Raw genomic sequence first — 24,193 nt, forward strand, 5'->3', positions numbered from 1 at the left:
TCGTGTCGGCTCCAGCGTTGCAGCCAGAACCCCTTTCCGTGCCGGTTGAGGTGGCCACCGGTGCATGTCCGGTCAATCATGATCTATATCCCGGTGGCCCCACCTTTCTGCGATGGCATCACACCCGCGTCGGTTATCTGAAGTCGTGGCGACTGGCGCTCGGCGCGGTGTGGTCCACATACCGGCACACCATTTCGGAGTACCTCGCCGACCTGCCCGGCCAGGACGACGTCATTGTCGCCAGGGCGCCCATGCGGAAAGCTGTCATCGTCCGTAACTCGGAATTGGCCCGCCATGTGCTGGTCGCCAATCAGGACAACTACATCAAGAGCGCCGAATATGACTTGCTCGCAGTGGGTTTCGGTCGGGGCCTGGTAACGGACCTCAATGAAACGCTGTGGAACCGCAATCGCCGTTTGGTGCAGCCGATCTTCGCCAAGAGGCAAGTTGACTTGTTCGCGCCGCAGATGGCCGAGGCCAGTGCGCGGACGATCGCGCGGTGGGACACATTGCATGGGCAGGGCAAGCCGGTAGACGTTACCGCCGAGATGAATTACCTGACGATGGATATCGTCGCGCAGACCATGTTCGGTATCGACCTGTCCGGCGATATGGCCGAGCGCATGCGTATCAACTTTGCGCGCCTACTCAAACTCTTCGGCGTCGGCTTCATCGCGGGAGCGGCTCCGCCGCTGCGCTGGATAGTGGATAAGCTCGCCACTCACGGGCCAGATGAATTAGCCTCGCATACACCGCGTTTGGCCATCAAGGCGTTGCGCATCGGCGCATCGGTCGCCGCGCCGCGGACAATGAAGGGCCTGCGCTGGGTGGAGCGCACCATCGATCAGCTCATCGCGGACCACCGCAGTGGCCGGATCACCAGGCAGGACAATCTGCTCGCACTGTTGATGGCCGCCGAGGATCCCGAGACCGGAGCCAAGTACACGGATCTGGAGATCCGGGACGAGCTGATGACCTTTCTGGGAGCGGGTTTCGAGACCACCGCCGCCGCTTTGGCCTGGACCTGGTACTTGTTGTCCCGCAACCCAGATGCGCGCGCCAAGCTGGGTGAAGAAGTCGATCGCGTGCTGGGCGGGCGACTCCCGACGGCCGCCGATGTCGATGATCTTCCGTGGACCGCGGCGGTGCTCAATGAGGCCATGCGGGTGTATCCACCCATTCTGGGACTTGCACGCGCCGCGAAGGCCGACGACGTACTCGGGGACTATCCGATTCCGGCGGGAACTACGGTGATGGTTCTCATCGACAGCATCCACCACAACGAACGTGTCTGGGAGAACGCCAGAACCTTCGATCCGTCACGTTTCCTCAAGGAGAACCTGCAACCCGAACAACGGAAGGCGCACATGCCTTTCGGGGCGGGCAGGCGAATGTGCATCGCTTCGGGTTTCGCGAATCTGGAGGCAATCATCGGAATCGCCTCGCTGGCACAGAAGTATGAATTGGATCTGCTGCCCGGACAGAGCCCTCGCCGTGAGGTGACGTTCACCGGCGGTCCCGAGGGAGAGATACTCATGCGGCTGCGCAAGCGGCATCCATGACCGCGACAACCGCACTCACCGATGATCTGCGTTCAGATCTGTTGCGTCGATGGTCCGAACCGCACCGGCGTCATCACGATGTGGTTCACCTGCGTGAGGTGCTCGATGCGGTTGATCTGCTGGCGCAGGATGGCGTGGTCTTCGATCGCGAGCCCGTCGAGCTGGCAGCGTGGTTCCACGACGCGGTGTACGAGATCGGCCGGACCGATAACGAGCGACAATCCGCCGACCTGGCCCGGGAACTGTTGCTTCCCAGCGTTGGTGATGAAGTGGCGCGCCTGGTGGAACTCACCGAGACGCATCGCGTGCAGCCCGACGATGTGAACGGTGCCGTGCTCAGCGATGCCGACCTGTCGGTGCTCGGTGCGTCTGCCGAGCGCTACGCCCGGTATGTCGACGCCGTGCGCGAGGAGTACGCGTCCTTTCCCGATGAGGTGTTTCGCCCCGAGCGTGCCCGGGTGCTGCGTGCACTGCTAGACAAGCCCGAGCTCTTTCACACCGGGGCCGGGCGAGTGCGGTGGGAGGCGGCCGCCCGGCGCAATGTCGGGGCGGAGCTGCGCAGACTTGGCTGAGGAGCGTCAGCGCCGCCGCACGGTGATGAGCCCGTTATCCTTTGGGCAGGACGCGACTCCGCGTGAGTGCCACTTCTCGCCGGGGGCCGATGTGGTGTCAATGGTGAAGTGCCGCAACACAGTGCGCAGGACTATGTCCATCTCCATGTTGGCGAAGGCTGCCCCGACACAACGCCGGGTGCCTCCGCCGTACGGTACCCAGGAGTTGCCGGGCTTGGTGCCCAGGAACCGTTCCGGATCGAACCGCTCCGGGCTGGGGTAAGCGACAGGGTCATCGTGCATCAGGTTGATGCTCACCACGAGGGAATGGCCGCGGGGGATGCGGTAGGGGCCGATGTCGACATACGGCGCCAGCACATGACGGCCCGCGAAGTCGATGACGGGCCGACTGCGTTGTACCTCAAGGATTGTCGCTTGGCGGTATTCATTCTCGCCGGTCTGGGCTTCTTCGGATAGGCGGGACAGAATCTGCGGGTTCCGGGCGATGCGTTCGAACGCCCACGTCAGCGTGGTGGCTGTGGTTTCATGGCCGGCCGCCAACAAGGTGAGCAGTTCGTCGGAGACATCGCTGCGCGACATGGTGGTGCCGTCGTCATAGGTGGAGCGCAACAGCAGTGCGAGAATGTCGGTGCGATCTTCGAAATCCGGTGCGGCCAAGGCTTTGTCGATCAAGGTGTCGATGACCTTGTTGTAGCGGGCGCGCTTCGCCTTGAGGATGCCCCACGGACTGAACCGGCCGTAGTCGCGTTTGGGTTGCGGCAATCGGGTCATGCTGGAGGCCAACACGACCCACGGCGGGATCATCGTGCGCAGCTCGTCCAGTTCGGCACCGTCGGCGCCGAACACCGCGCGCAGGATCGCATTCAGCGTGATCCGCATCATCGGTTCCATGGTTTCGAACTGCTGCCCCTCGGGCCACGACGCGCACTCGCGCAGGGTCTCTTCCTCGATGATCTGTTCGTACTGAGCCATGGCCTTGCCGTGAAACTTCGGGGCCAGCAATTTGCGGCGGTGCCGGTGCTCATTGCGCTCCAGGGCGAACACCGATCCGGGCCCGAGTTGTTGGCTCAGGTTGGGCTGGATGTTGCCCAGGATTTCGGTGCTGGTGGTGAAAACCTGCCGGGCCAGGTCCGGATCGGCCACCACCACCGTGTAGCCGAATTTGGGGATGTTGATCGTGTAGACCTTCCCGTACTTCCTTGCCAGCCGGGTCGTGGTCCAGCGGCGCGAGGCCACGAAGGCGATGCCCTGGGCGAGCTTGGGAAGTGCTACGAGCGGGGGAGCGGCAGGCTCCGGGGCGTCGGCGGCTGCCCGGTCGATGGTTGAGGTCTCGGTCACGTCATCCTCCACGGCATTGTGGCTTAGTAGACATGTGTCTGATAGCACAGCCTACATCTGTCATGTGGGTCACACCAGCGGAAATCGCGAAAGATTTCCCCGGCGGGTCGACTTGACAGGGGTCACTCTGGCACCATGTATCTCGTTCGTCTCAGAAGTCACTGAGGTCTGGAGGACGCGTTGATCACACGTTGGGCGGCCGTCGCGGTCGTCGGTGCTGTCCTCGCGTTGTGCGCTCCGGCGACCACGAGCGCCGAACCCCTGGCTGTGGGCAAGGACTTCTCGAAACCGGCCATCGTCATCTTGGGATACGGCCTCAAGCCCGATGGTTCGATGCGCGACAAGCTCTATCAGCGCGTCGCGACCGGCAGGGCGATCGCCAACATGTTCCCCAATTCATTCATCATCGTGACCGGAGGCAATCCGCAAAACGGTGTGTCCGAGGCAGATCAGATGCGCAATATGCTCGTCGGCTTGGGGTACCCGTCCGACCGGATCATCGTGGAGCCGCGGGCCAACAGCACCGTGCAGAACGCACAGTTCTCGGTGCCGCTGGCCAAACAGGCGGGTGCGTCGGGAATCATCCTGGTGACCAATTCGACCCATCAGCAGCGCGCCGACCGCAACTTCACCGACGCGGGCGGCAACGTGCTGGCCACCGCGAGCTTCCCTGACGGAGATATGCCGACCAATATCGGGCAGTTCATGCGCGACGTGATCAGCCCGTTCCGCTGACAACTACGGGACGACCACGGTTCGCCTGAAGGGAATGAACCCGGCAGAATTGGTGGTTGACCGACCAAGGCGCTCACCGGTGTGCGCCGCCGTGTGCGTTCGCGCATTCGGCACCCCATCGCATACCGCACAGGAGCCATTTCATGACTGCCGTTGTCGATTCACGCGTGCAGCCCGAGCCGCCGGTGTCGGCACGCGCGCGCCGCGGCGCAATTCTCGCGCTGGCCATCGGCGGCTTCGGGATCGGGACAACCGAATTCGTGGCAATGGGACTGCTGCCCAATATCGCGCACGGCCTGCACGTCACCGAGCCGCAGGCGGGACACGTCATCAGTGCCTATGCGCTCGGTGTCGTCGTCGGCGCACCGGTCATCGCGGCGCTCACCGCCCGTGCCTCCCGCCGGACATTGCTCATCGCGCTCATGATCGCCTTCACGATCGGAAACGCGGCCACCGTCTTCGCGCCGGGTTATGCGGCCCTCATCGTGTCCAGATTCATCGCCGGGTTACCGCACGGCGCGTACTTCGGGGTCGCGGCCCTGGTCGCCGCGCATCTGGCCGGCCCGGGCCAGCGGGCCAAGGCGGTGGGCCAAACCATGCTGGGCCTGTCGGTGGCCAACGTCGTGGGAGTCCCGGTGGCCACCTGGCTGGGCAACGCGGTGGGGTGGCGTTCGGCTTTCGCCGTTGTCGCGGTCATCGGCGTCGTCACTGTCGCGGCCCTGGTGCGTTACTTGCCGGGGCTGACAGATATGACGATCACGAATCCGCTGACCGAGCTTGGCGCGTTGCGCCGCGTGCAGGTCTGGTTCACCCTGCTCATCGGCATCGTGGGCTTCGGGGGCATGTTCGCCTTCTACACCTACATCAGCACCACCCTCACCAGCGTCTCCGGGCTGCCCAGGACTCTTGTCCCATTGGCGCTGGCGCTCTACGGAATCGGCATGGTCACCGGAAACGTGCTGGGCGGATGGATGGCCGACCGCAGTGTGGTCCGGGCCATCGCCATCGGCCTGGTGCTGGTCGCCGTGATGCTGGTGATCTTCGCGGTGGTTTCCAGAAATCCCTGGGCCGCACTGGTGTTGGTGTTCGCGGTCGGTGTTTCGGGTACCTCTCTGGTCCCCGCGCTGCAGACACGTCTGATGGATGTCGCGGACGACGCACAAACATTGGCGGCCGCCCTGAACCACTCGGCGCTCAACATCGCCAATGCGGGCGGGGCGTGGCTGGGTGGTCTGGTCATCACCGCCGGATACGGCTACCGGGCCCCGTCTCTGGTCGGTGCCGTGCTTGCGGTCGCCGGTCTTGTCGTGCTGGGGTTTTCGCTGCTTTATTCCCGGTACCGGATTCCGCCACTGCCTGACCGGGCCGGTTAAGTCTTCAACAACTGCCGTAGGCCATAGTCGAACTGCTTGTCGGGTGGGGTGTTTCGCAGGATTTCCAGTCCAGCCCTCACCAGGGGGAAACGTGTCTCATCGATATCGCGTCGTACGCGAGCGCTTTCCGGGTGCTTGAGTTGCTGAGCAGCCTGTTCTTCGATGGCAAATCCGGTGACGTAGTACTGCACTGAGAAGGCAAGCAGTACCGCGTCCTGCTCGCCTACGCCCGCGTCCAGGGCTGCGCCGATCGCGGCTTCGCCGAACATCAGCGTATGTGACTCGCGGACAAAGGTTCCCGCAAGAATTCGCGCGCCGTCGCGATGCGACAGCAGGGCCGCACGCAGGCGGTGTGCCAGTTCGGTGAGTCGCTCCATGCCGACTGTGCCACGGTACGGGGGATCGGCGACGCCTGCCAGAAGATCATCGGCGAGCGCGTCGATCAAGGCGTGTTTGTTCTCGACGTGCCAGTACAACGTTCCGTGATTCACCCCGAGCGAGGCCGCGAGCTTGCGCATCGTCAGCGCATCCACGCCGTGTGCCTCGATGTAGGTCCAGGCGCCCGTCAGCACTGCCGCCCTATCCAGACGTGCCATCCGCGTACCTCCTGACTCGCGTGCACGATAGCAACAGGCTCTACTTGACCATTGGTCAAGTAGGCTTCTAGCCTGTGATTATGCGGTCAACTGGAAGACCCGGCGCGGATACCGTGCTGATCTGCGGCGCCGGTATCGCCGGTACGGTGCTGGCCTATCGGCTGGCCCGCGCCGGCTTGCGGCCGACGGTGGTGGAGCGATCCGCGGCTTTGCGCCGGGCGGGAAACGCCGTCGATCTGCGCGGCCCGGCCGTCGAGGTCATGGCCGAGATGGGCGTACTCGGCGAACTGGAAGCGCGCGCTACGGAATTGGACGAGTTCTTCCGTATCGACTCGTCGGGTAAGCGGGTCTTCACCATGGCGCCGGAGGTGATCGGTGGCGAGATCGAGCTGCTCCGAACAGAACTCAATGCGGTGTTGTTGGACGCCGCGCACGCTGGTGTCGAATATCGCTTTGGCGATTCGATTCGATCGCTCGACGACCGGGGTGATGGCGTCTGCGTCGCATTCGACAGTGGTGGACGTGGCGATTTCGACCTCGTCGTCGGCGCCGACGGGCTGCATTCACGCACCCGCCGCCTGACTTGCGGTCCTGAGACCGAGTTCGTTCGCCATCTCGGTTGCTATCAGGCGCATTTCACCACCGGCAACGTTCTCGGCCTGCGCAACGCGGGCTTGTTGTTCAACCGTCCGGGCCGCACCCTCGGGTGCTACACCGTGCACCAGAACACGGAGTTGGTGATCGGACTGTTTTTCGAGTCGGCCCAACGCTCCTACGACCGCGCCGACGTGGCAGCGCAGCGGCACTGGATCAACCGGGTGTTCGACGGCATGGGCTGGCGCACCGCGGAATTGCTCGAGGCCATGCGGGCGTGCGACGACTTCTACTTCGATGCCATTGCGCAGGTATCGCTCGCCAGGCCGTACCGCGGCCGGGTGGCCCTTGTCGGGGACGCGGCCTACGGGCCGTCACTACTTTCCGGGATGGGGGCAACCCTGGCCATCGTGGGCGCTGCCATTCTGGCCGACGAGATCTCTGGCCATCCCGATGACCACCAGCAAGCGTTCGCCCGATACGCGTCGCGTATCCGCGATATGGCCAGGCTCAGTCAGGAACTGGCGCGGGCATCTCTGGGCTGGTTCATCCAGCCCGATGACGCACGTGGCATCCCGCCGGAAACACAACTCGCGGCCGACAGGGAATCCGATGTTCTCCGTGACCGCACGCTGGCCGCCGTGCGAGCGGCCTTTGCCAATCCTCCTTCCCGCGCACGAAAGTAGCGTTGTTCGCATAGCCTTTCGGTATGGCTGGAAGTGGCGAAGTAAAAGTTGCGGACAAGGAATCCACCTGGGCGAGATGGCGTGGACGGGTATTCGCGGCCATCGCGCTGCTGCTGGCGCTGGTGGTCGTGTACTTCGCGTTATCGGCCTTCATCCCGCGCTGGTGGGCGCAGCGTATCGCCGATATGTCCGGTCATGGCAGTTTCACCAAGGGCATTGGCAGCGGGTTGGCGCTCGGCTTGTTGTGCACCGGAATTCCGTTATTGCTGGCGATGTGGGCGTTTCTGATGCGAGGGCGCCGCGGCGGGAAATTCTTCGCGGGGGTGCTGACGTTATTGGCCGTCATCATCGCGATACCAAACTTGATGACGCTCACCATTGTGCTCGGAACCAGCAATTCCGCTCATGCCGGCGAGCGAGTTCTCGACGTCGAGGCACCCGGATTCCGGGGAGCGACGGCCATCGGGGCCATCGTCGCGCTCTTGATCGTGTTACTCGTCGGGTATGTCGTCGTGCGCAACTGGCGCAGGCGGGTGAAAGCCGAGAAGCAGCAGCTTCGTGCCGCCGCTGTCGCGGCCGGTGATACCGCGACAGAATGATCGTATGATCGTGTGTGCCCTCGGCAGGAATCGAACCTGCGGCCTTCTGCTCCGGAGGCAGACGCTCTATCCCCTGAGCTACGAGGGCGTCAGGGCTTGGAAAGACTAGCGGAGACAGCCTAGCGCATCCAGACGCACACCCCGACCACCGTTTCGGTCGGGGTAAAGGATTCGGGGCCGGGCTACCCCAGCCCATAGGATGATCGCCGTGACTCCCGCCGACCTCGCCGACCTGCTACGTTCCGCCGCTACCACGGTGCTGGACGAGCGAGGTCTGGACACGTCGGCACTGCCCGCCGCCGTGACGGTCGAACGGCCGCGTAATCCCGAGCACGGTGACTACGCCACCAACGTGGCCTTGCAGGTCGCCAAGAAGGTGGGTGTCGCCCCACGCGACCTGGCCGGTTGGCTTGCGGAGGCTCTTGTCGCCAATGACGCGATCGCCGCGGCCGAGATCGCCGGGCCCGGATTCGTGAACCTGCGGATCGCGGCGGACGCGCAGGGCACCATCGTCGCGAACATCCTGGACGCGGGGGAGACCTACGGTAACTCCGACGCGCAGGGCACCCACACCATCAACCTGGAATTCGTCTCCGCCAACCCGACCGGGCCGATTCACATCGGCGGCACCCGATGGGCCGCGGTGGGTGACGCCCTGGGGCGCCTGTTGACTCGTCAGGGCGCCACGGTCACCCGCGAGTACTACTTCAACGATCACGGTGCCCAGATCGATCGGTTTGTCCGCTCGCTCATCGCCTCGGCCGAGGGCAAGGAAGCCCCGGAAGACGGCTACGCCGGGGACTACATCGCCGATATCGCCAAGCAGGTCACCACCCAGCGTCCGGACGCGCTCGCGCTGCCGGAGCCCAAGAGGGCCGAGGTGTTCCGGGAGATCGGCGTGGACTTGATGTTCACGCACATCAAGGAGTCGCTGCACGAGTTCGGCACGGATTTCGACGTTTTCACCCATGAAGACTCGATGCACACCTCCGGCCGGGTGCAGGAGGCCATCGCGCAGCTGCGCAAGACCGGAAACATCTACGAGAAGGACGGCGCGTCCTGGCTACGGTCCAGCAACTTCGGCGATGACAAGGACCGCGTCGTCATCAAGAGCGACGGCAACCCCGCCTACATCGCCGGTGACATCGCGTACTACCTCGACAAGCGCGAGCGGGGCTTCGACCTGTGCATCTACATGCTCGGTGCCGACCATCACGGCTACATCGCGCGGCTGAAAGCCGTTGCCGCTGCCTTGGGTTACGACGCGGACAGCGTCGAGGTCCTCATCGGTCAGATGGTGAATCTGGTCCGCGACGGTCAGCCCGTCCGGATGTCCAAGCGTGCGGGCACCGTCATCACCCTCGATGACCTAGTGGACGCCATCGGCGTCGACGCGGCCCGCTACGCGCTGATCCGCTCCTCGGTGGATACCTCGATCGACATCGATCTGGAGCTGTGGGCATCTGCTTCGAGCGAGAACCCGGTTTACTACGTTCAATACGCGCACGCGCGGCTGTCCGCGCTGGCGCGCAACGCCGCCGATCTGGGCCTGCAGTACTCGACCGAGCATCTCGAGCTGCTTACCCACGAGAAGGAGGGCGCGCTCATCCGGGGGCTCGGTGAGTTCGGCCGAATTCTGCAAAACGCCGCAGTGCTTCGTGAACCGCATCGCGTCGCAAGGTATTTGGAAGACATCGCCGGTGACTACCATCGGTTCTACGATTCGTGCCGGGTGCTGCCGCAGGGCGACGAAACACCCGGTGATCTCCACGCGGCCCGGCTCGCACTGTGCCTGGCCACTCGCCAAGTCATCGCCAACGGCCTGGATATCCTCGGCGTGAGCGCACCGGAGCGGATGTGAGCGCACACCCGGCAGGCCCCCGCCACGCAGAAGGGGAGAAGAACGGAACCATGTCAGCACACCTCGCATCGGCACCGGTCAACCCGACCGAGCTAGCGCCGAATGTATGGCCCCGCAATGCTTCCCGCCGCGCCGATGGTGAGGTCACTCTCGCGGGTCTGGCCGTGTCCGACCTCGCCGAGCAGTACGGCACTCCGCTGTTCGTCATCGACGAGGACGACTTCCGGTCGCGCTGCCGCGACATGGCGGCGGCGTTCGGTGGCGCCGCCCGCGTGCATTACGCGTCGAAGGCGTTCCTGTGCACCGAGATCGCGCGGTGGATCAAGGACGAGGGACTGGGCCTGGATGTCTGCTCGGCGGGCGAGCTTGCCGTCGCGCTGCGCGCCGATTTCCCGCCGCAGCGAATCGCGCTGCACGGTAACAACAAATCAGAGGCAGAACTCGAACAGGCGGTGCGTGCCGGTGTCGGGCACATCGTCGTCGACTCGATGATCGAGATCGAGCGCCTCGACACCATCGCAGGCAATGCCGGCGTGGTGCAAGACGTGCTGGTGCGGGTCACCGTCGGTGTCGAGGCGCACACCCATGAGTTCATCTCCACCGCGCACGAGGACCAGAAGTTCGGTTTGTCGCTCGCGGGCGGGCAGGCACTGGAGGCGGTGCGGCGGGTCTTCGCCACCGGCAACCTGCGGCTGGTGGGGCTGCACAGCCATATCGGCTCACAGATCTTCGACGTCGACGGTTTCGAGGTCGCCGCACACCGGGTGATCGGACTGTTGCGTGAGGTGGTCGCCGAATTCGGCGCAGAGAAGACCGCGCAGCTCAACATCATCGACCTCGGCGGCGGACTCGGCATCAGCTATGTCCCGTCCGATGATCCGCCGCCCATCGAGGACCTCGCCGCCAAGCTCGGGGAGATCGTGCGCACCGAATCGGCGCTGGCGGGGCTGCCCGAGCCACGGTTGGTGATCGAGCCGGGCCGGGCCATCGCCGGCCCGGGCACGGTCACCCTGTATCGGGTGGGCACCACCAAGGACGTGATCCTCTCGAACGGCCAGCGCCGGTACGTGAGTGTCGACGGCGGTATGAGCGACAACATCCGCACCTCGCTGTATCAGGCCGAGTACCACCCCCAACTGGTTTCCCGCGATAGCGATGTCGCACCAGTGCTGTCCAGGGTCGTCGGGAAGCACTGTGAAAGCGGCGATATCGTGGTGCGGGATGCCTGGCTGCCCGATGACGTGGCCCCCGGAGATCTGCTGGCGGTCGCCGCGACCGGCGCCTACTGCTATTCGATGTCCAGCCGGTACAACCTGCTGACCCGTCCGGCGGTGATCTCCGTGAAGGACGGCAAGGCGCGACTGATCCTGCGGCGCGAGACCGTGGAGGACTTGGTGAGTTTGGAGGAGGAAAGGTGAGCGACTCCGGTCGTCCCATAGGCGTAGCGATCCTGGGCCTGGGCAATGTCGGTAGCGAGGTAGCGCGCATCATCGAAAGCAGCGCAAGTGATCTCGCTGCCCGTATCGGTGCCCCGCTGGCAATCCGCGGCATCGGCGTGCGCCGCGTCGCCGCTGACCGCGGCGTCCCGGTGGACCTGCTCACCGACGATATCGATGCCCTGGTCGCCCGCGACGACGTCGACATCGTCGTTGAACTGATGGGTCCGGTGGAGCCCGCGCGGCGCGGCATCCTGGGTGCGCTCAACGCGGGTAAGTCAGTGGTCACCGCCAACAAGGCGCTGCTGGCGCAGGCTGCCGGGGAACTCACCGAAGCTGCCGAAAAGGCAAGGGTCGACCTCTATTTCGAGGCAGCCGTGGCCGGCGCCATCCCGGTCATCCGCCCCCTGACGCAGTCGCTGGCCGGTGATTCGGTGATCCGGGTATCCGGAATCGTCAACGGCACCACCAACTACATCTTGTCGGCGATGGACAACACCGGCGCCGGTTACGACACCGCACTGGCCGAGGCGGGAGAGCTCGGATATGCCGAGGCCGACCCGACGGCAGACGTCGAGGGCTACGACGCGGCCGCCAAGGCGGCGATTCTCGCCTCAATCGCCTTCCACACCCGGGTGAGCGCCGACGATGTGTACCGCGAGGGCATCACCAAGATCAGCGCCGACGACTTCGACTCCGCGCGGGCGTTGCAGTGCACCATCAAGTTGCTGTCCATCTGTGAGCGGCTCACGGATAACGAAGGACACCAACGTGTTTCGGCCCGGGTGTATCCGGCCCTGGTGCCGCTGACCCACCCACTGGCGAGTGTCAACGGAGCGTTCAACGCCGTCTTCGTCGAGGCCGAGGCGGCCGGCGAGCTCATGTTCTACGGTCAGGGCGCCGGCGGTGCACCGACCGCATCCGCGGTACTAGGCGATCTGGTGATGGCTGCCCGCAACCGGGTGCAGGGTGGACGCGGTCCTCGTTCGTCGCGGTATGCCCAGCTGCCCATCGCGCCGATCGGTCTCATCCCGACGCGCTACTACGTCCGGATGCGGGTGGCCGACAAGCCCGGTGTGCTCGCCACCGTCGCCACCGAATTCGCCAAGCGCGAGGTCAGCATCGCCACCGTCCGGCAGGAGGGCGAGGTCGATGAGACGGGCGCCCGGCTGGTAGTGCTCACGCACAAGGCAACCGATGCCGCCCTCTCGGAAACCGTTGCCGCCCTTGCCGATCTCGATGTGGTGCTGGGTGTCGCGAGCGTCATCAGGCTGGAAGGAACACAAGAGTGACCGTTCATACCCCTTGGCCCGGTCTCATCGCCGCCTACCGGGACCGCCTCCCGATCGGCGAAAACTGGCAGCCGGTGACCCTGCGCGAGGGTGGCACCCCGCTGCTTCCCGCGGCGCGGCTCTCCGAACTGACCGGATGCACGGTGCACCTGAAGGTCGAAGGGCTGAACCCCACCGGGTCGTTCAAGGACCGCGGTATGACCATGGCAGTGACCGATGCGCTCGCCCGCGGCCAGCGCGCGGTGCTGTGCGCCTCCACCGGGAACACCTCGGCCTCGGCGGCGGCATACGCCGCCAAGGCCGGTATCACCTGTGCGGTGCTGATCCCGCAGGGCAAGATCGCGATGGGCAAGCTGGCCCAGGCCGTCATCCACGGCGCGCGGATCATCCAGGTAGACGGCAACTTCGACGACTGTCTGGAGCTGGCGCGCAAGACCACCGCGGATTACCCGACCATCGCCTTGGTGAACTCCGTGAACCCGGTGCGCATCGAGGGGCAGAAGACCGCCGCCTTCGAGATCATGGATGCGCTCGGTACCGCCCCCGATATTCACGCGCTTCCGGTCGGCAACGCGGGGAACATCACCGCCTACTGGCGTGGTTACAACGAGTACTACCGGGACGGACTCTCGGATCGGCTGCCCAAAATGCTGGGGGCTCAGGCCGCGGGTGCCGCACCACTGGTCAACGGGGCGCCCGTCGCCAATCCGGAGACCATCGCCACCGCGATCCGGATCGGTTCGCCGGCGTCGTGGTCGGGCGCGGTTGCCGCGCAACAGGAATCCGGTGGCAAGTTTCTGGCCGTCACCGATGAGGAGATCCTCAACGCGTATCGGCTGGTTGCCTCCAGTGAGGGTGTGTTCGTGGAGCCCGCGTCGGCGGCCAGCATCGCGGGTCTGCTGAAATCGGTTGCCGACGGCTGGGTTCCGAAGGGCTCGACCGTGGTCTGCACCGTGACAGGAAACGGTCTGAAGGATCCCGACAACGCGCTGAGTGGAATGCCCGAGGTGACTCCCATCCCGGTGCAGGCGAGCGCGGTCGCCGAGGCGCTGGAACTGGCGTGAACGAAATCCTGCCCGCGGGGCTGACCACCACCGTTGTGGTGCCCGCGTCGAGTGCGAACCTGGGCCCGGGCTTCGACAGCCTCGGCATCGCGCTGTCCCTGTATGACGAGATCGAGGTCAATACAACCGAATCCGGCCTCAAGGTGGCCGTCGAAGGGCAGGGCGCCGGAGAGGTTCCGCTTGATGGCAGCCATCTCGTCGTGCGTGCGATCGAGCGCGGGCTCGCCGCTGGGGGAGCTGCCGCAGCGGGCCTGATCGTGCAGTGCCACAACAAGATTCCACACTCGCGTGGTCTGGGTTCGTCGGCCGCCGCTGCGGTGGCGGGCCTGGGTGCCGCGAACGGGTTGCTCGCCAAGGCTGGGCGTCCCGTGCTTTCCGATGACGTGCTGGTGCAGCTGGCCTCCGAGTTCGAGGGGCATCCGGACAACGCGGCCGCCAGCGTGCTCGGTGGCGCCGTCGTGTCCTGGTCGCAGACTTCGGAGGCGGGCCCGGTGTATGCCGCCACGCGGCTGGAAGTGCACCCCGATATCAGGATCGTCGCAGCCATTCCGGAGGAGCAGTCCTCCACCGCGCACACTCGTGTGTTGCTACCCGAATCTGTTACACATGTAGACGCTCGATTCAATATTAGCCGGGCGGCTCTGCTGACCGTGGCTCTCACCGGGCGGCCGGATCTGCTGATGACGGCGACCGAAGACCGGTTGCATCAACCGCAGCGCGCCTCCGCGATGCCGGCGTCGGCGCAGGTCCTTGGATACCTGCGTGGCCAAGGAGTCGCGGCCGTGCTCTCGGGCGCTGGACCTGCGGTGTTGGCGCTGACAACGGGCGACATGCCGGATTCTGCGGTGAAATACGCTGAAAATCAAGGTTTCTCACTGGTGTCTATGTCGGTATCGGCGGGTGTGTCGGTTCGATAGCCGACGTTATGGCTGGTGAGCCGGGGGACTCGCCGGGGGGTGCTGGTTGCTTGATACCCAGCTGAGGGTTATCCTCGGTATCAGTCCCAGCAATTGCAGCTTCTGCGCACCTGCGCCGAGAACGAGGACGATCACAAATTCTTCCTGATATTTCAGTTGTCGCCGACAGGCGGCGATATTGGGCAAGGTCGATGGTGAGCTGCCATTTCTCCGGACCGCGCGTGGCCCTATCTGTGTGGGCCCGCACCATGAACTTCGCGGCCAGCAACCTAACTGGCCTAAGTGAGACCCCTCGCCCCATGTTCGGCGGGGAATGAAAGGAAATCCGTGACCGATACGGACCTCATCGCGACCGAAGCCGCCCCGGAAACTCCGGAGGCGCCCGCCGCAGCCTCATCCGATCGCGCCAGCAAGGAGCGCCGCGGTGACGGGCTGGGTGCGCTGTCGACGATGGTGCTTCCCGAGTTGCGCGCACTGGCCAGCCAGGTAGGCGTCAAGGGCACCTCGGGTATGCGTAAGGGCGATCTGATCGCCGCCATTCGCGAGCATCAAGGCGCGCTCGGCGCGCCGAAGAACAATCAGGCGGCGCAGGTTCAGCAGCCGCAGGCCTCGTCTGCGCCGGCCGAGGCGCCCAAGAAGGAGAAGGATCAGGGCCGTCAGGAATCGGCCCAGTCCGAGCCCACCCAGACGGCACTCGATCTTCCTGCCGAGGCGCCGAAGTCCGCGCCGTCCGCCGATGGCGCGCAGGGCTCCGAGGGTAAGGACGCCGAAAACGGCTCCGCGCCCCGTGAGGGCCGCGGCGAGCGGCGCCGCAACCAGGGCCAGAACCAGGCGGCCGAGGGCGAGCGCAAGCAGAACGGCGCCCGCGACAACCGCGATAACCGCGACAATGCTGACAACACCGAGAACGCCGGGCGCGAAGGCGGCTCGGGCGGGCAGAGCTCGGATAACCAGGGTCAGGACAACAACCAGAACCAGGGCAATCGCGGCGATGACGGCGATGGCCGTGGCCGTCGTGGACGCCGCACTCGGGAACGTCGCCGTGGCCGCGACCGCAACAACAACAGCGAGGGCGGCGAGACCGAGCTTCGTGAAGACGATGTGGTGCAGCCGGTCGCGGGCATTCTGGACGTGCTCGACAACTATGCGTTCGTCCGTACCTCCGGCTACCTGGCCGGCCCCAACGACGTCTACGTCTCGATGAACCTGGTGCGTAAGAACGGGTTGCGTCGTGGTGACGCCATCACAGGCGCGGTGCGGGTGCCTCGCGATCCAGACGCCGGGAACCAGAACCAGCGGCAGAAGTTCAACCCGCTGGTGCGTCTGGACTCTGTCAACGGTGGCCCGGTCGAGGACGCCAAGAAGCGTCCCGACTTCACCAAGCTGACCCCGCTGTACCCGAACCAGCGGCTGCGGCTGGAGACCACCACCGAGAAGCTGACGACTCGTGTGATCGACCTGATCATGCCGATCGGTAAGGGGCAGCGTGCGCTGATCGTGTCGCCGCCGAAGGCCGGTAAGACCACGATCATGCAGAACATCGCCAACGCGATCTCGGCCAACAACCCCGAATGCCATCTGATGGTGGTGCTGGTCGACGAACGGCCCGAAGAGGTCACCGACATGCAGCGCTCGGTCAAGGGTGAGGTCATCGCCTCCACCTTCGATCGCCCGCCGTCAGATCACACCCAGGCGGCCGAGCTCGCCATCGAGCGCGCCAAGCGCCTTGTCGAGCAAGGCAAGGACGTCGTGGTGCTGCTGGACTCGATCACTCGCCTGGGCCGTGCGTACAACAACGCCTCGCCGGCCTCGGGCCGCATCCTGTCCGGTGGTGTGGACTCCACCGCGCTGTACCCGCCCAAGCGATTCCTTGGCGCGGCGCGCAATATCGAGCACGGCGGCTCGCTGACGATCATCGCCACGGCGATGGTCGAGACCGGCTCCACCGGTGACACGGTGATCTTCGAGGAGTTCAAGGGCACCGGTAACGCCGAGCTTAAGCTCGACCGCAAGATCGCCGAACGCCGCGTGTTCCCGGCCGTCGATGTGAACCCGTCGGGTACCCGCAAGGACGAGCTGCTCATGAGCGGTGACGAGTTCGCGATCGTGCACAAGCTGCGCCGCGTGCTCTCGGGTCTGGATTCACATCAGGCCATCGACCTGCTGATGAGCCAGCTGCGCAAGACCAAGAACAACTACGAGTTCCTGGTCCAGGTCTCCAAGAACACCCCGGGCGCCGCCGGTGCCGAGGAGCCGCAGTACAGCTGATGCCAGGAGATCACCGGTGAGAACCGGTGATCTCCTCGCGGTTTTGCCGGACCCGCGGAGCTAGCCGACGGCGGCCAGCGGAATCCAGATTCCGAAGAGCCAGAATCCCCAGGTCCTGAATCCGTCATCCCAGATGGGCTGTACCCGGTTGCCCCAGTAGTCGAAGGCAGGGGGCGGTGGGCCCCAACGGTCGGGCAGCGGTCCGCGCCATTCCGCACGCGGCGGTGGTGCCCAGCCCCATGGCGGGCGCTGGTCGTAATGCCACGGGTTGTCACGCCATTCGCGGCGGTCATCGCGCCAGTCCCGATCGTGCCGGTTCTCATTGCCGCGCCAATTACCCGCGTTGCGCCAGCCGTCGCGGCCACCCCAGTCATCATCGTCGCCGTGGGGGCGATTCGGATGGTCTTGCGTGTAACCGGGATGACCCGTGGGCTGCGCGGCGGCCGGAATGGCACTCATCCCAACCGAGCCCATTGTCAATGTGCCCACGATGACACCTTGCACCACAACACTTTTCAGATTCATGTGCGACTCCTGTCCGAGTATCTCGGCGGTTCGCCCCGACGTAACCGTCCTCTGCCGTGTTGAATATCGACAGGATGTCAACGGCCGTTACATGCCCTGATGCGGGCGTGAATCACGGCTGTGGGATCGCCGGAATCTGAGGTATCGGTGGAGCCTGCGGCACTGGCGGTACGCCGGTCCCGTTGGGAATCGGCGGAGCCTGGGGGATGGGCGGTGGCGCCGGGGGTGTGATCGGGTCGGCATTGGCCACACCCTGTGCGCCCGCGAACGTGGCCAGTCCCATCGCCGCAGCGGATGCGCTTGCCACGATCAACTTCTTGACGTTGATGCCCTTGATGTTCATGCGGAGTCCTTTCCGAATCGGTTTTCCTAGGCGGTTTTCCGGATCGGCAGTGATTCGCAATTCACGCGCCACTATCCAACGTACGCGCCCGCCGCGGAAACCGTGGGGGTCCGGACGTGCCCACCGCCCGGGCCCCCACACGGAAATGGCTCTCTACAGCGGAATCCAGATGCCCAGGAACCAGAACCCCCACTGGTTGAATCCGGGATCCCACATGGGTGTCACCGTCTGGCCCCAGTAATCGAACGGTGCCGGCGGGGGCCCATCCGGCGGCGGCAGCGGGCCATTCCACGCCGGGGGAGGTGGCGCGCCCCAGCCCCAGGGATGCTGGCCGTCCCAGCGGTGATCGTCGCCACCTCGCCAGTTGCCCACGCGGTCGCCACCGGGCCAGCCGCCCGGGCCGCCGCGATGGTCGCCACCGGGGTCGTGCCGGTCTGTGCTCACCGCGGCGGGCTGTGACGGCGCCGGTGCCGCGTTGGCGACTCCGGCGCTCAGGCCGAGGGCGCCGAAGCTCAGAGCGCCGACTAGTACGCCCTTGGCGATCATGCTCTTGATGGTCATCTCGAAACTCCCTTCACTTCGTCCCGACTGACAAGAAGGTTAGGAATGCGAACTATTTACCGGCTGCGACTCCGCTGGGAAGATGCTGCGGCGCGCATCCGCCGATTTCTATCGGCCGGGAATATCGCGCTGGTCGCCGCCGTTTAGGATTTGCGTAACTGAGCTGGCATAATGGCCTCTCAGCCTTTGCAGGGTTCCGGTTCACGCCGTAACGCAGGCGACCCGGCGGCCACAAACACGAAGAGGAAACACCATGAAATCGGGTATCCACCCCAACTACGTCGAGACCAATGTGGTCTGCGGCTGTGGCAACACGTTCACCACGCGCAGCACCAAGGACAGCGGCCACATCGTGGTCGAGGTCTGCTCGCAGTGCCACCCGTTCTACACGGGTAAGCAGAAGATCCTGGACAGCGGCGGCCGTGTCGCCCGGTTCGAGGCTCGCTACGGCAAGCGCAAGGCCGCGGCCGACAAATAGCTTCCTTGCCGACGCCCGGATCTGCCATGTGTGCAGTCCGGGCGTCGGTTTTTTTGTATGACCACCGCGGGTAGGAACATTGGGAGGAGGGTGCATGAGCGAGACTCCGCTGATCGAAGCGATGCTGGCCGAGCACGCTGAGCTGGAGAAGCAACTGGCCGATCCGGCGCTACACGCCGATGCCGCCGCGGCGCGCAAGGCGGGCCGCCGCTTCGCGATGCTGTCGCCGATCATTGCCACCCACCGCAAGCTTGTCACCGCCCGTGACGACCTGGCCACGGCTCGTGAACTGTCGGCGGACGATCCCTCGTTCGCCGATGAGGTGACGGAGCTGGAGTCGTCCATCGCCGAGCTGGAAACGCAGTTGTCGGACATGCTTGCCCCACGCGACCCTCACGATGGCGACGACATCCTCCTGGAAGTGAAATCCGGCGAGGGCGGTGAGGAATCGGCGCTGTTCGCTGCCGATCTGGCCCGCATGTACATCCGCTACGCCGAGCGGCACGGGTGGAAGGTCACGGTTCTCGACGAGACGGAGTCCGATCTCGGCGGGTACAAGGACGCCACCTTGGCGATCGCCAGCAAGGGTGACGCTGCCGACGGTGTCTGGTCACGGTTGAAATTCGAGGGCGGCGTGCATCGTGTTCAGCGTGTGCCTGTGACCGAATCCCAAGGGCGCGTGCATACTTCGGCGGCCGGTGTGCTGGTCTACCCCGAGCCCGAAGAGGTCGAAGAAATTCAGATCGACGAATCGGATCTGCGTATCGACGTGTACCGCTCGTCGGGTAAGGGCGGTCAGGGCGTCAACACCACCGACTCGGCGGTGCGCATTACGCACCTGCCGACCGGGATCGTCGTGACCTGCCAGAACGAGCGCTCGCAGCTGCAGAACAAGGCACGCGCCATGCAGGTGCTGGCGGCGCGTCTGCAGGCGCTCGCGGAGGAACAGGCGCAAGCCGACGCCTCGGCCGGCCGCGCCAGCCAGATCCGCACCGTGGACCGCAGTGAGCGGATCCGCACCTACAACTTCCCGGAGAACCGCATCACCGATCACCGTGTCGGGTTCAAGGCCCACAACCTGGATCAGGTTCTCGACGGCGATCTGGATGCCCTGTTCGACGCGTTGGCCGCAGCGGACCGGAAGGCCCGGCTGCAGGAGGCCTGATGAGCCACTTGCGTCTGTTGCTCGCCGAGGCAATCGAATCTCTATCGCGGGCAGGGGTTTCCAGCCCGCAAGTAGATGCCGAAGAACTCGCCGCGTACTTGCTGGGTATCTCGCGGATGCGGCTGCGTTTCGCCGTGCCGACCGCGGAGTTTCCGCAGCGATACCGCGACCTGGTGGCGCGGCGTGCGCAACGCATTCCCTTGCAGCACTTGACCGGAAGTGCCCCGTTCGGCCCCATCGAGGTCTGTGTGGGCCCCGGAGTTTTCATCCCGCGTCCCGAGACGGAGTCCCTGTATGCCTGGGCCGCAGGGGAGTTGGCGTCGGCTGCGACCGTTATCGAACTATGCGCCGGATCCGCGGCGCTCGCCGTCGCCCTGTCGCGCCACGAGCCGACTGCCCGTGTGGTGGCGATCGAGCTCGACCATGAGGCGTTGATCTATACCCGGCGTAACGCCGCGCAAACTCGGGTCGAGGTGATCCAGGCCGATGCGACTTCACCGGAGTTGCTGACCGAGCTGAACGGCGCGGTCGACCTGATCGTCGCCAACCCGCCCTACATTCCCGATGGGGCTGAGTTGGAGCCCGAAGTGGCGCAGCATGATCCGCCGCTGGCGCTCTTCGCGGGTGCCGACGGGCTGGCCGTTATCGCGCCGCTTGTGACCGTGGCGGCCCGGTTGCTGCGCCCCGGCGGCGTCATCGGCGTTGAGCACGATGACAGCAATGGCGACGGAACATGCGAGTTGTTCACGGCCAGCGGTCTATTCGATGAGGTTGTGCAGCGGCACGACCTCGCCGGGAGGCCGCGGTTCGTCACCGCTCGCCGGAAAACCTCGGCGTCCTAGACTGGACAGGTGACCGTCGTCTACGACTGCCAGGACGCTGCGACCCGCCAGCACGGGATCGACGCGGCGTCCAGTGCGCTCAAAGCGGGTGAACTGGTGGTGATGCCCACCGACACTGTCTACGGATTGGGTTGTGACGCATTCGATTCCGGTGCGGTGGCGGCGCTGCTGGCCGCCAAGGGGCGTGGCAGGGACATGCCCGTCGGTGTGCTCGTGGGGTCCTGGCACACCATCGACGGGTTGGTTTTCGCGGTTCCGCCCGCCGCCCGCGAACTCATCGAGGCGTTCTGGCCGGGACCGCTGAGCGTCATCGTGCGGCACGCCCCCTCGTTGTCCTGGGACCTGGGTGACGCGCAGGGAAGCGTCATGCTGCGCATGCCCATGCATCCGGTAGCCATCGAACTGCTGCGCGCCGTCGGCCCGATGGCGGTTTCCAGCGCCAACGTGTCGGGCCAGCCCGCGGCGCTCACCGCCGGACAGGCCCGCGATCAATTGGACGACAAGGTTGCGGTGTACCTGGACGGCGGTCCGGCCGAGCTGGGTGCCGCCTCGACCATCGTCGATCTCACCGGGCCGGTGCCGGTGATCGTGCGCGAGGGGCCGATCAGCCGGCAACAGATCGTGGACGTGATCGGTGGCGACATCGAGCCTGTCGTGCCGGGCGAATCGGGGGAGCCCACAGATTCGTGAAGTACGGTCGGATGCGTGAGTGAGCTGCTGGCCCTCGCCGATCGCGGCGCGGGTGTCCCTCTGCGTGAACTTGCCCTGGTTGGGCTGACGGCGGCCATCACCACCTTCTTCTGCACCGGCGGCGTGCGGATGTTCGCGACTCGGGTGGGTGCGGTCGCCTACCCACGTGAGCGTGACGTGCATCTGCAGCCGACCCCGCGAATGGGCGGGCTCGGCATGTACTTCGGGGTATGTGCCGCGATCTTCCTCGCTTCGCAACTACCCGCCCTGACAAGGGGTTTCGTCTACTCCTCGGGTATGCCTGCCGTCGTCGTCGCGGGCGGCATCATCATGATCGTCGGACTCATCGACGACAAATGGGGGCTGGACGCGCTCACCAAATTTGCGGGTCAGGTCACCGCCGCCAGTGTCCTGGTCACCATGGGCGTGGCCTGGAGCATGATCTACATCCCGTTCGGTGGGGTGGGGACGATTGTTCTGGACCAGATGTCGTCCATCCTGGTCACGTTGGCGTTGACGGTGTCGATCGTCAACGCGATGAATTTCGTCGACGGACTGGACGGTCTGGCCGCGGGCCTAGGGCTGATCACCGCGGCGGCCATCTGCATCTTCTCGATCGGGTTGTTACGCAGCCACGGCGGCGACGTCCTGTACTACCCGCCCGCGGTGATCTCGGTGGTGCTGGCCGGGGCCTGCCTGGGCTTCCTGCCACACAACTTCCATCGGGCCCGCATTTTCATGGGGGATTCGGGGTCGATGCTTATCGGCCTGATGCTGGCCGCGGCGTCGACGACCGCCGCGGGCCCGATCTCGCAGAGCTCGTACGGGGCCAAGGACATGTTCGTCCTGCTGTCGCCCTTCCTGCTGGTGATCGCGGTGCTGCTGGTGCCGGCGCTGGATGCGCTGTTGGCGATCATCCGGCGCACCCGTGCGGGCCGCAGCCCGTTCAGCCCGGACAAGATGCACCTGCATCACCGGCTGCTGCAGATCGGGCATTCGCACCGCAAGGCGGTGCTGATCATCTACCTCTGGGTGGCGATCATCGCCTTCGGGGCCGCCAGCACGATCTTCTTCGAACCCCGATACGCGGGAGCGGTCGTCGTGGGCGCGATTGGGATCGCCATTGTCGCGACGGTTATCCCCTTGCTACGCGGCGACGAGCCGGATTCAGTCCCGGCCGCCGCGCCGGAGCCGGCTGTGCCGGCGGAACGGACCGTGTACGACGAAAAGTAGTAGGGGTGCATTAACCGCCTCTACCATGTGATACGGTTCTGCCATACCCGAAAACTCACGGGTGCCGGCCACACCGGATCGGCGGAATTTCTGGAAAGTCTGTCTCGACTTTTCAGGCTCCACCGGACGGATCAACTGACCGACAGGGAGCTGCCCTTTGAGGTGAGTTCAGCGAGCCCGCAGACCTCCTATAAGGTCTGGAACCGACGAACGCAGTTTTTTGTTCCGCCACCCCGACAAAGATGTGAGGTGACACCCCAGGTGACAACGCCCGACGCCCCGCTGGTCCTTCCGGCATTGGCGTTTCGACCGTTTCGTCTGGCGGCTTTGTGTGGCGTGCTCGGTGCCCTGGCTCTGCTGGCCTCCGCCCTTCTAGGGAACTGGCAGTTCGGCGTCTTCTTCGTTACTGGGCTTGGACTCGGCTTGGTGAACGCTCTCCTCGTTCGCCAATCTGCGGAAGTGATTACCGCGCAAGACAATCCAAGCAAGCAAAAGATGGCCATCAATTCCGCTGCGCGGTTGATGATCATCACCGTCCTCGCCCTGGTGCTCGCCTTCGTGTTCCGCCCCGCTGGTCTTGGGGTGTTCTTCGGGGTTGCGTTGTTCCAGGTGCTGCTGGTGTTGACCACCGCTGTGCCGGTGTGGAAAGGGATCCGTTCAGTGAATCAGCCGCAGGCTCAGGTTGAGGGGCATAGCCCAGCATGATTACGACATTCCAGGCGGAGGCCGCCATCGAGGTTGGCCACCACAAGCACGCGTACTGGGGCTTCCTCGGTGAGGTCAACGTCGACACCATTGTCGCCACCGCCCTGGCCGGGGTGGTCGTGATCGCGCTGGCGTTGTTCCTGCGCGCCAAGGTCACCTCGACCGGTGTGCCGAACGGTGTGCAGCTGTTCTTCGAAGCGGTGACCGTTCAGTTCCGCAACCAGGTCGAGTCGGCCATCGGCATGAAGATCGCGCCATTCGTCTTGCCGCTGGCAGTGACGATCTTCGTCTTCATTCTGGTGTCCAACTGGATTTCGGTGCTGCCCGTGCAGTACACGGATGACGAGGGTAAGACCGCTGAACTGTTGGCGCCGCCTGCCTCGGACATCAACTACGTGCTGGCGCTCGCGCTGTTCGTCTTCGTCTGCTACCACATCGCGGGCTTCGCGCGGCGGGGCCTCATCGGCCACCCGCTCAAGCTGCTCAAGGGCCACACCTGGGTGACCGCGTTCATCAACCCCATCGAGGAGTTGGCCAAGCCCATCTCGCTGTCGCTGCGGCTCTTCGGCAACATGTTCGCCGGCGGGATCATGGTCGCGTTGATCGCGATGTTCCCGGCGTGGATCATGTGGGCGCCCAACGCCATCTGGAAATCGTTCGACCTGTTCGTCGGCCTCATCCAGGCCTTCATCTTCGCTCTGTTGACTGTCCTGTACTTCAGCCAGTCGATGGAACTGGATGACGAACACCACTAATTA

The 24,193-nt window shown here is 65.0% G+C and carries 24 protein-coding genes and 1 tRNA gene; 19 read left to right on the forward strand and 6 right to left on the reverse strand.

Annotation, left to right across the window (positions count from 1 at the left end; all coding sequences use genetic code 11):
- Positions 1-2 precede the first annotated feature (2 nt).
- Entirely contained in the window at positions 3-1,562 is a 1,560-nt protein-coding gene (locus tag ABG82_RS07670; RefSeq protein ID WP_043077161.1) for a cytochrome P450, read from the forward strand.
- Positions 1,559-2,134, forward strand: coding sequence for an HD domain-containing protein (locus tag ABG82_RS07675; RefSeq protein ID WP_043077160.1), 576 nt, complete (start codon positions 1,559-1,561; stop codon positions 2,132-2,134). Before ABG82_RS07670 ends, ABG82_RS07675 begins: the two co-directional genes overlap by 4 nt.
- Before the next feature lie 6 nt (positions 2,135-2,140).
- Here ABG82_RS07675 and ABG82_RS07680 read toward each other — a convergent pair whose 3' ends face one another.
- Positions 2,141-3,484: a cytochrome P450 gene (locus tag ABG82_RS07680; protein WP_078343902.1), complete on the reverse strand. Its 1,344-nt coding sequence runs from the start codon at positions 3,482-3,484 to the stop codon at positions 2,141-2,143.
- Positions 3,485-3,640: 156 nt separating this feature from the next.
- On the opposite strand from ABG82_RS07680, the gene ABG82_RS07685 reads away from it, so the two are divergent.
- Together ABG82_RS07685 and ABG82_RS07690 are read left to right on the forward strand one after the other, a co-directional pair.
- A complete protein-coding gene (locus tag ABG82_RS07685) occupies positions 3,641-4,207 on the forward strand; it encodes a YdcF family protein (protein WP_043077159.1) in 567 nt (188 codons plus the stop codon).
- Between the two features lie 143 nt (positions 4,208-4,350).
- The gene (locus ABG82_RS07690; RefSeq protein WP_043077158.1) at positions 4,351-5,580 is read left to right on the forward strand and encodes an MFS transporter; all 1,230 of its coding nucleotides are present in this window, start codon (positions 4,351-4,353) and stop codon (positions 5,578-5,580) included.
- On the opposite strand, the gene ABG82_RS07695 is transcribed toward ABG82_RS07690, so the two are convergent.
- The gene (locus ABG82_RS07695; RefSeq protein WP_043077157.1) at positions 5,577-6,176 is read right to left on the reverse strand and encodes a TetR/AcrR family transcriptional regulator C-terminal domain-containing protein; all 600 of its coding nucleotides are present in this window, start codon (positions 6,174-6,176) and stop codon (positions 5,577-5,579) included. The two genes, ABG82_RS07690 and ABG82_RS07695, sit on opposite strands and share 4 nt — an antisense overlap.
- 80 nt (positions 6,177-6,256) lie before the next feature.
- Between ABG82_RS07695 and ABG82_RS07700 the strand changes: the two genes are divergently transcribed.
- Together ABG82_RS07700 and ABG82_RS07705 are read left to right on the forward strand one after the other, a co-directional pair.
- Positions 6,257-7,456, forward strand: coding sequence for an FAD-dependent monooxygenase (locus ABG82_RS07700; RefSeq protein ID WP_043077156.1), 1,200 nt, complete (start codon positions 6,257-6,259; stop codon positions 7,454-7,456).
- A gap of 23 nt (positions 7,457-7,479) precedes the next feature.
- A complete protein-coding gene (locus tag ABG82_RS07705; RefSeq protein ID WP_043077155.1) occupies positions 7,480-8,055 on the forward strand; it encodes a hypothetical protein in 576 nt (191 codons plus the stop codon).
- A 15-nt stretch (positions 8,056-8,070) separates the two neighbouring features.
- On the opposite strand, the gene ABG82_RS07710 is transcribed toward ABG82_RS07705, so the two are convergent.
- A tRNA-Arg gene (locus tag ABG82_RS07710) sits at positions 8,071-8,143 on the reverse strand.
- A gap of 120 nt (positions 8,144-8,263) precedes the next feature.
- On the opposite strand from ABG82_RS07710, the gene argS reads away from it, so the two are divergent.
- From argS to rho, 6 genes are all read left to right on the forward strand, one after another.
- Complete coding sequence (gene argS, locus ABG82_RS07715; protein WP_043077306.1) at positions 8,264-9,916, forward strand: arginine--tRNA ligase; 1,653 nt, start codon at positions 8,264-8,266, stop codon at positions 9,914-9,916.
- Positions 9,913-11,334, forward strand: coding sequence for a diaminopimelate decarboxylase (lysA, locus tag ABG82_RS07720; protein ID WP_043077154.1), 1,422 nt, complete (start codon positions 9,913-9,915; stop codon positions 11,332-11,334). Before argS ends, lysA begins: the two co-directional genes overlap by 4 nt.
- Positions 11,331-12,644 carry a homoserine dehydrogenase gene (locus tag ABG82_RS07725; RefSeq protein ID WP_043077153.1) on the forward strand — a complete coding sequence of 438 codons (1,314 nt, stop codon included), beginning with the start codon at positions 11,331-11,333 and terminating at the stop codon, positions 12,642-12,644. Before lysA ends, ABG82_RS07725 begins: the two co-directional genes overlap by 4 nt.
- On the forward strand, positions 12,641-13,708 hold the full coding sequence (gene thrC / locus ABG82_RS07730) for a threonine synthase (protein ID WP_043077152.1): 1,068 nt from the start codon (positions 12,641-12,643) through the stop codon (positions 13,706-13,708). Before ABG82_RS07725 ends, thrC begins: the two co-directional genes overlap by 4 nt.
- Positions 13,705-14,625 carry a homoserine kinase gene (gene thrB, locus ABG82_RS07735; protein ID WP_043077151.1) on the forward strand — a complete coding sequence of 307 codons (921 nt, stop codon included), beginning with the start codon at positions 13,705-13,707 and terminating at the stop codon, positions 14,623-14,625. Before thrC ends, thrB begins: the two co-directional genes overlap by 4 nt.
- Before the next feature lie 327 nt (positions 14,626-14,952).
- A complete protein-coding gene (rho, locus tag ABG82_RS07740) occupies positions 14,953-16,893 on the forward strand; it encodes a transcription termination factor Rho (RefSeq protein ID WP_043077150.1) in 1,941 nt (646 codons plus the stop codon).
- Positions 16,894-16,953: 60 nt separating this feature from the next.
- On the opposite strand, the gene ABG82_RS07745 is transcribed toward rho, so the two are convergent.
- The 3 genes from ABG82_RS07745 to ABG82_RS07755 all read right to left on the reverse strand — a co-directional run bounded on the left by ABG82_RS07745 (position 16,954) and on the right by ABG82_RS07755 (position 18,322).
- Entirely contained in the window at positions 16,954-17,418 is a 465-nt protein-coding gene (locus tag ABG82_RS07745) for a hypothetical protein (protein WP_043077149.1), read from the reverse strand.
- A gap of 112 nt (positions 17,419-17,530) precedes the next feature.
- Positions 17,531-17,761, reverse strand: coding sequence for a hypothetical protein (locus ABG82_RS07750; protein WP_043077148.1), 231 nt, complete (start codon positions 17,759-17,761; stop codon positions 17,531-17,533).
- Between the two features lie 153 nt (positions 17,762-17,914).
- A complete protein-coding gene (locus ABG82_RS07755) occupies positions 17,915-18,322 on the reverse strand; it encodes a hypothetical protein (RefSeq protein ID WP_043077147.1) in 408 nt (135 codons plus the stop codon).
- Between the two features lie 253 nt (positions 18,323-18,575).
- On the opposite strand from ABG82_RS07755, the gene rpmE reads away from it, so the two are divergent.
- The 7 genes from rpmE to atpB all read left to right on the forward strand — a co-directional run bounded on the left by rpmE (position 18,576) and on the right by atpB (position 24,190).
- Complete coding sequence (gene rpmE / locus ABG82_RS07760) at positions 18,576-18,800, forward strand: 50S ribosomal protein L31 (RefSeq protein ID WP_043077146.1); 225 nt, start codon at positions 18,576-18,578, stop codon at positions 18,798-18,800.
- A 94-nt stretch (positions 18,801-18,894) separates the two neighbouring features.
- Positions 18,895-19,965, forward strand: a complete 1,071-nt coding sequence (prfA, locus tag ABG82_RS07765) for a peptide chain release factor 1 (protein ID WP_043077145.1) — start codon at positions 18,895-18,897, stop codon at positions 19,963-19,965.
- Positions 19,965-20,807, forward strand: a complete 843-nt coding sequence (gene prmC / locus ABG82_RS07770; RefSeq protein WP_043077144.1) for a peptide chain release factor N(5)-glutamine methyltransferase — start codon at positions 19,965-19,967, stop codon at positions 20,805-20,807. Before prfA ends, prmC begins: the two co-directional genes overlap by 1 nt.
- Positions 20,808-20,816: 9 nt before the next feature.
- On the forward strand, positions 20,817-21,497 hold the full coding sequence (locus ABG82_RS07775) for an L-threonylcarbamoyladenylate synthase (protein WP_043077143.1): 681 nt from the start codon (positions 20,817-20,819) through the stop codon (positions 21,495-21,497).
- A 15-nt stretch (positions 21,498-21,512) separates the two neighbouring features.
- Positions 21,513-22,730, forward strand: a complete 1,218-nt coding sequence (locus ABG82_RS07780; protein WP_043077142.1) for a glycosyltransferase family 4 protein — start codon at positions 21,513-21,515, stop codon at positions 22,728-22,730.
- Between the two features lie 261 nt (positions 22,731-22,991).
- Positions 22,992-23,435 carry an ATP synthase subunit I gene (locus ABG82_RS07785; RefSeq protein ID WP_043077305.1) on the forward strand — a complete coding sequence of 148 codons (444 nt, stop codon included), beginning with the start codon at positions 22,992-22,994 and terminating at the stop codon, positions 23,433-23,435.
- Entirely contained in the window at positions 23,432-24,190 is a 759-nt protein-coding gene (gene atpB, locus ABG82_RS07790) for a F0F1 ATP synthase subunit A (RefSeq protein ID WP_043077141.1), read from the forward strand. The genes ABG82_RS07785 and atpB overlap by 4 nt, the downstream gene beginning before the upstream one ends.
- Positions 24,191-24,193 lie beyond the last annotated feature (3 nt).

Source organism: Mycobacteroides immunogenum (assembly GCF_001605725.1).
GTDB classification, from domain to species: Bacteria; Actinomycetota; Actinomycetes; order Mycobacteriales; family Mycobacteriaceae; genus Mycobacterium; species Mycobacterium immunogenum.

Excerpts from the sequence above, each read along its gene's own strand:
- ABG82_RS07695 (WP_043077157.1), bottom strand. The coding sequence starts at position 6,176 with ATGGCACGTCTGGATAGGGCGGCAGTGCTGACGGGCGCCTGGACCTAC.
- ABG82_RS07700 (WP_043077156.1), top strand. The coding sequence starts at position 6,257 with ATGCGGTCAACTGGAAGACCCGGCGCGGATACCGTGCTGATCTGCGGC.
- prmC (WP_043077144.1), top strand. The coding sequence starts at position 19,965 with ATGAGCCACTTGCGTCTGTTGCTCGCCGAGGCAATCGAATCTCTATCG.
- ABG82_RS07755 (WP_043077147.1), bottom strand. The coding sequence starts at position 18,322 with ATGACCATCAAGAGCATGATCGCCAAGGGCGTACTAGTCGGCGCTCTG.
- rpmE (WP_043077146.1), top strand. The coding sequence starts at position 18,576 with ATGAAATCGGGTATCCACCCCAACTACGTCGAGACCAATGTGGTCTGC.
- ABG82_RS07675 (WP_043077160.1), top strand. The coding sequence starts at position 1,559 with ATGACCGCGACAACCGCACTCACCGATGATCTGCGTTCAGATCTGTTG.
- ABG82_RS07690 (WP_043077158.1), top strand. The coding sequence starts at position 4,351 with ATGACTGCCGTTGTCGATTCACGCGTGCAGCCCGAGCCGCCGGTGTCG.
- ABG82_RS07705 (WP_043077155.1), top strand. The coding sequence starts at position 7,480 with ATGGCTGGAAGTGGCGAAGTAAAAGTTGCGGACAAGGAATCCACCTGG.
- atpB (WP_043077141.1), top strand. The coding sequence starts at position 23,432 with ATGATTACGACATTCCAGGCGGAGGCCGCCATCGAGGTTGGCCACCAC.
- ABG82_RS07750 (WP_043077148.1), bottom strand. The coding sequence starts at position 17,761 with ATGAACATCAAGGGCATCAACGTCAAGAAGTTGATCGTGGCAAGCGCA.
- ABG82_RS07745 (WP_043077149.1), bottom strand. The coding sequence starts at position 17,418 with ATGAATCTGAAAAGTGTTGTGGTGCAAGGTGTCATCGTGGGCACATTG.
- prfA (WP_043077145.1), top strand. The coding sequence starts at position 18,895 with ATGAGCGAGACTCCGCTGATCGAAGCGATGCTGGCCGAGCACGCTGAG.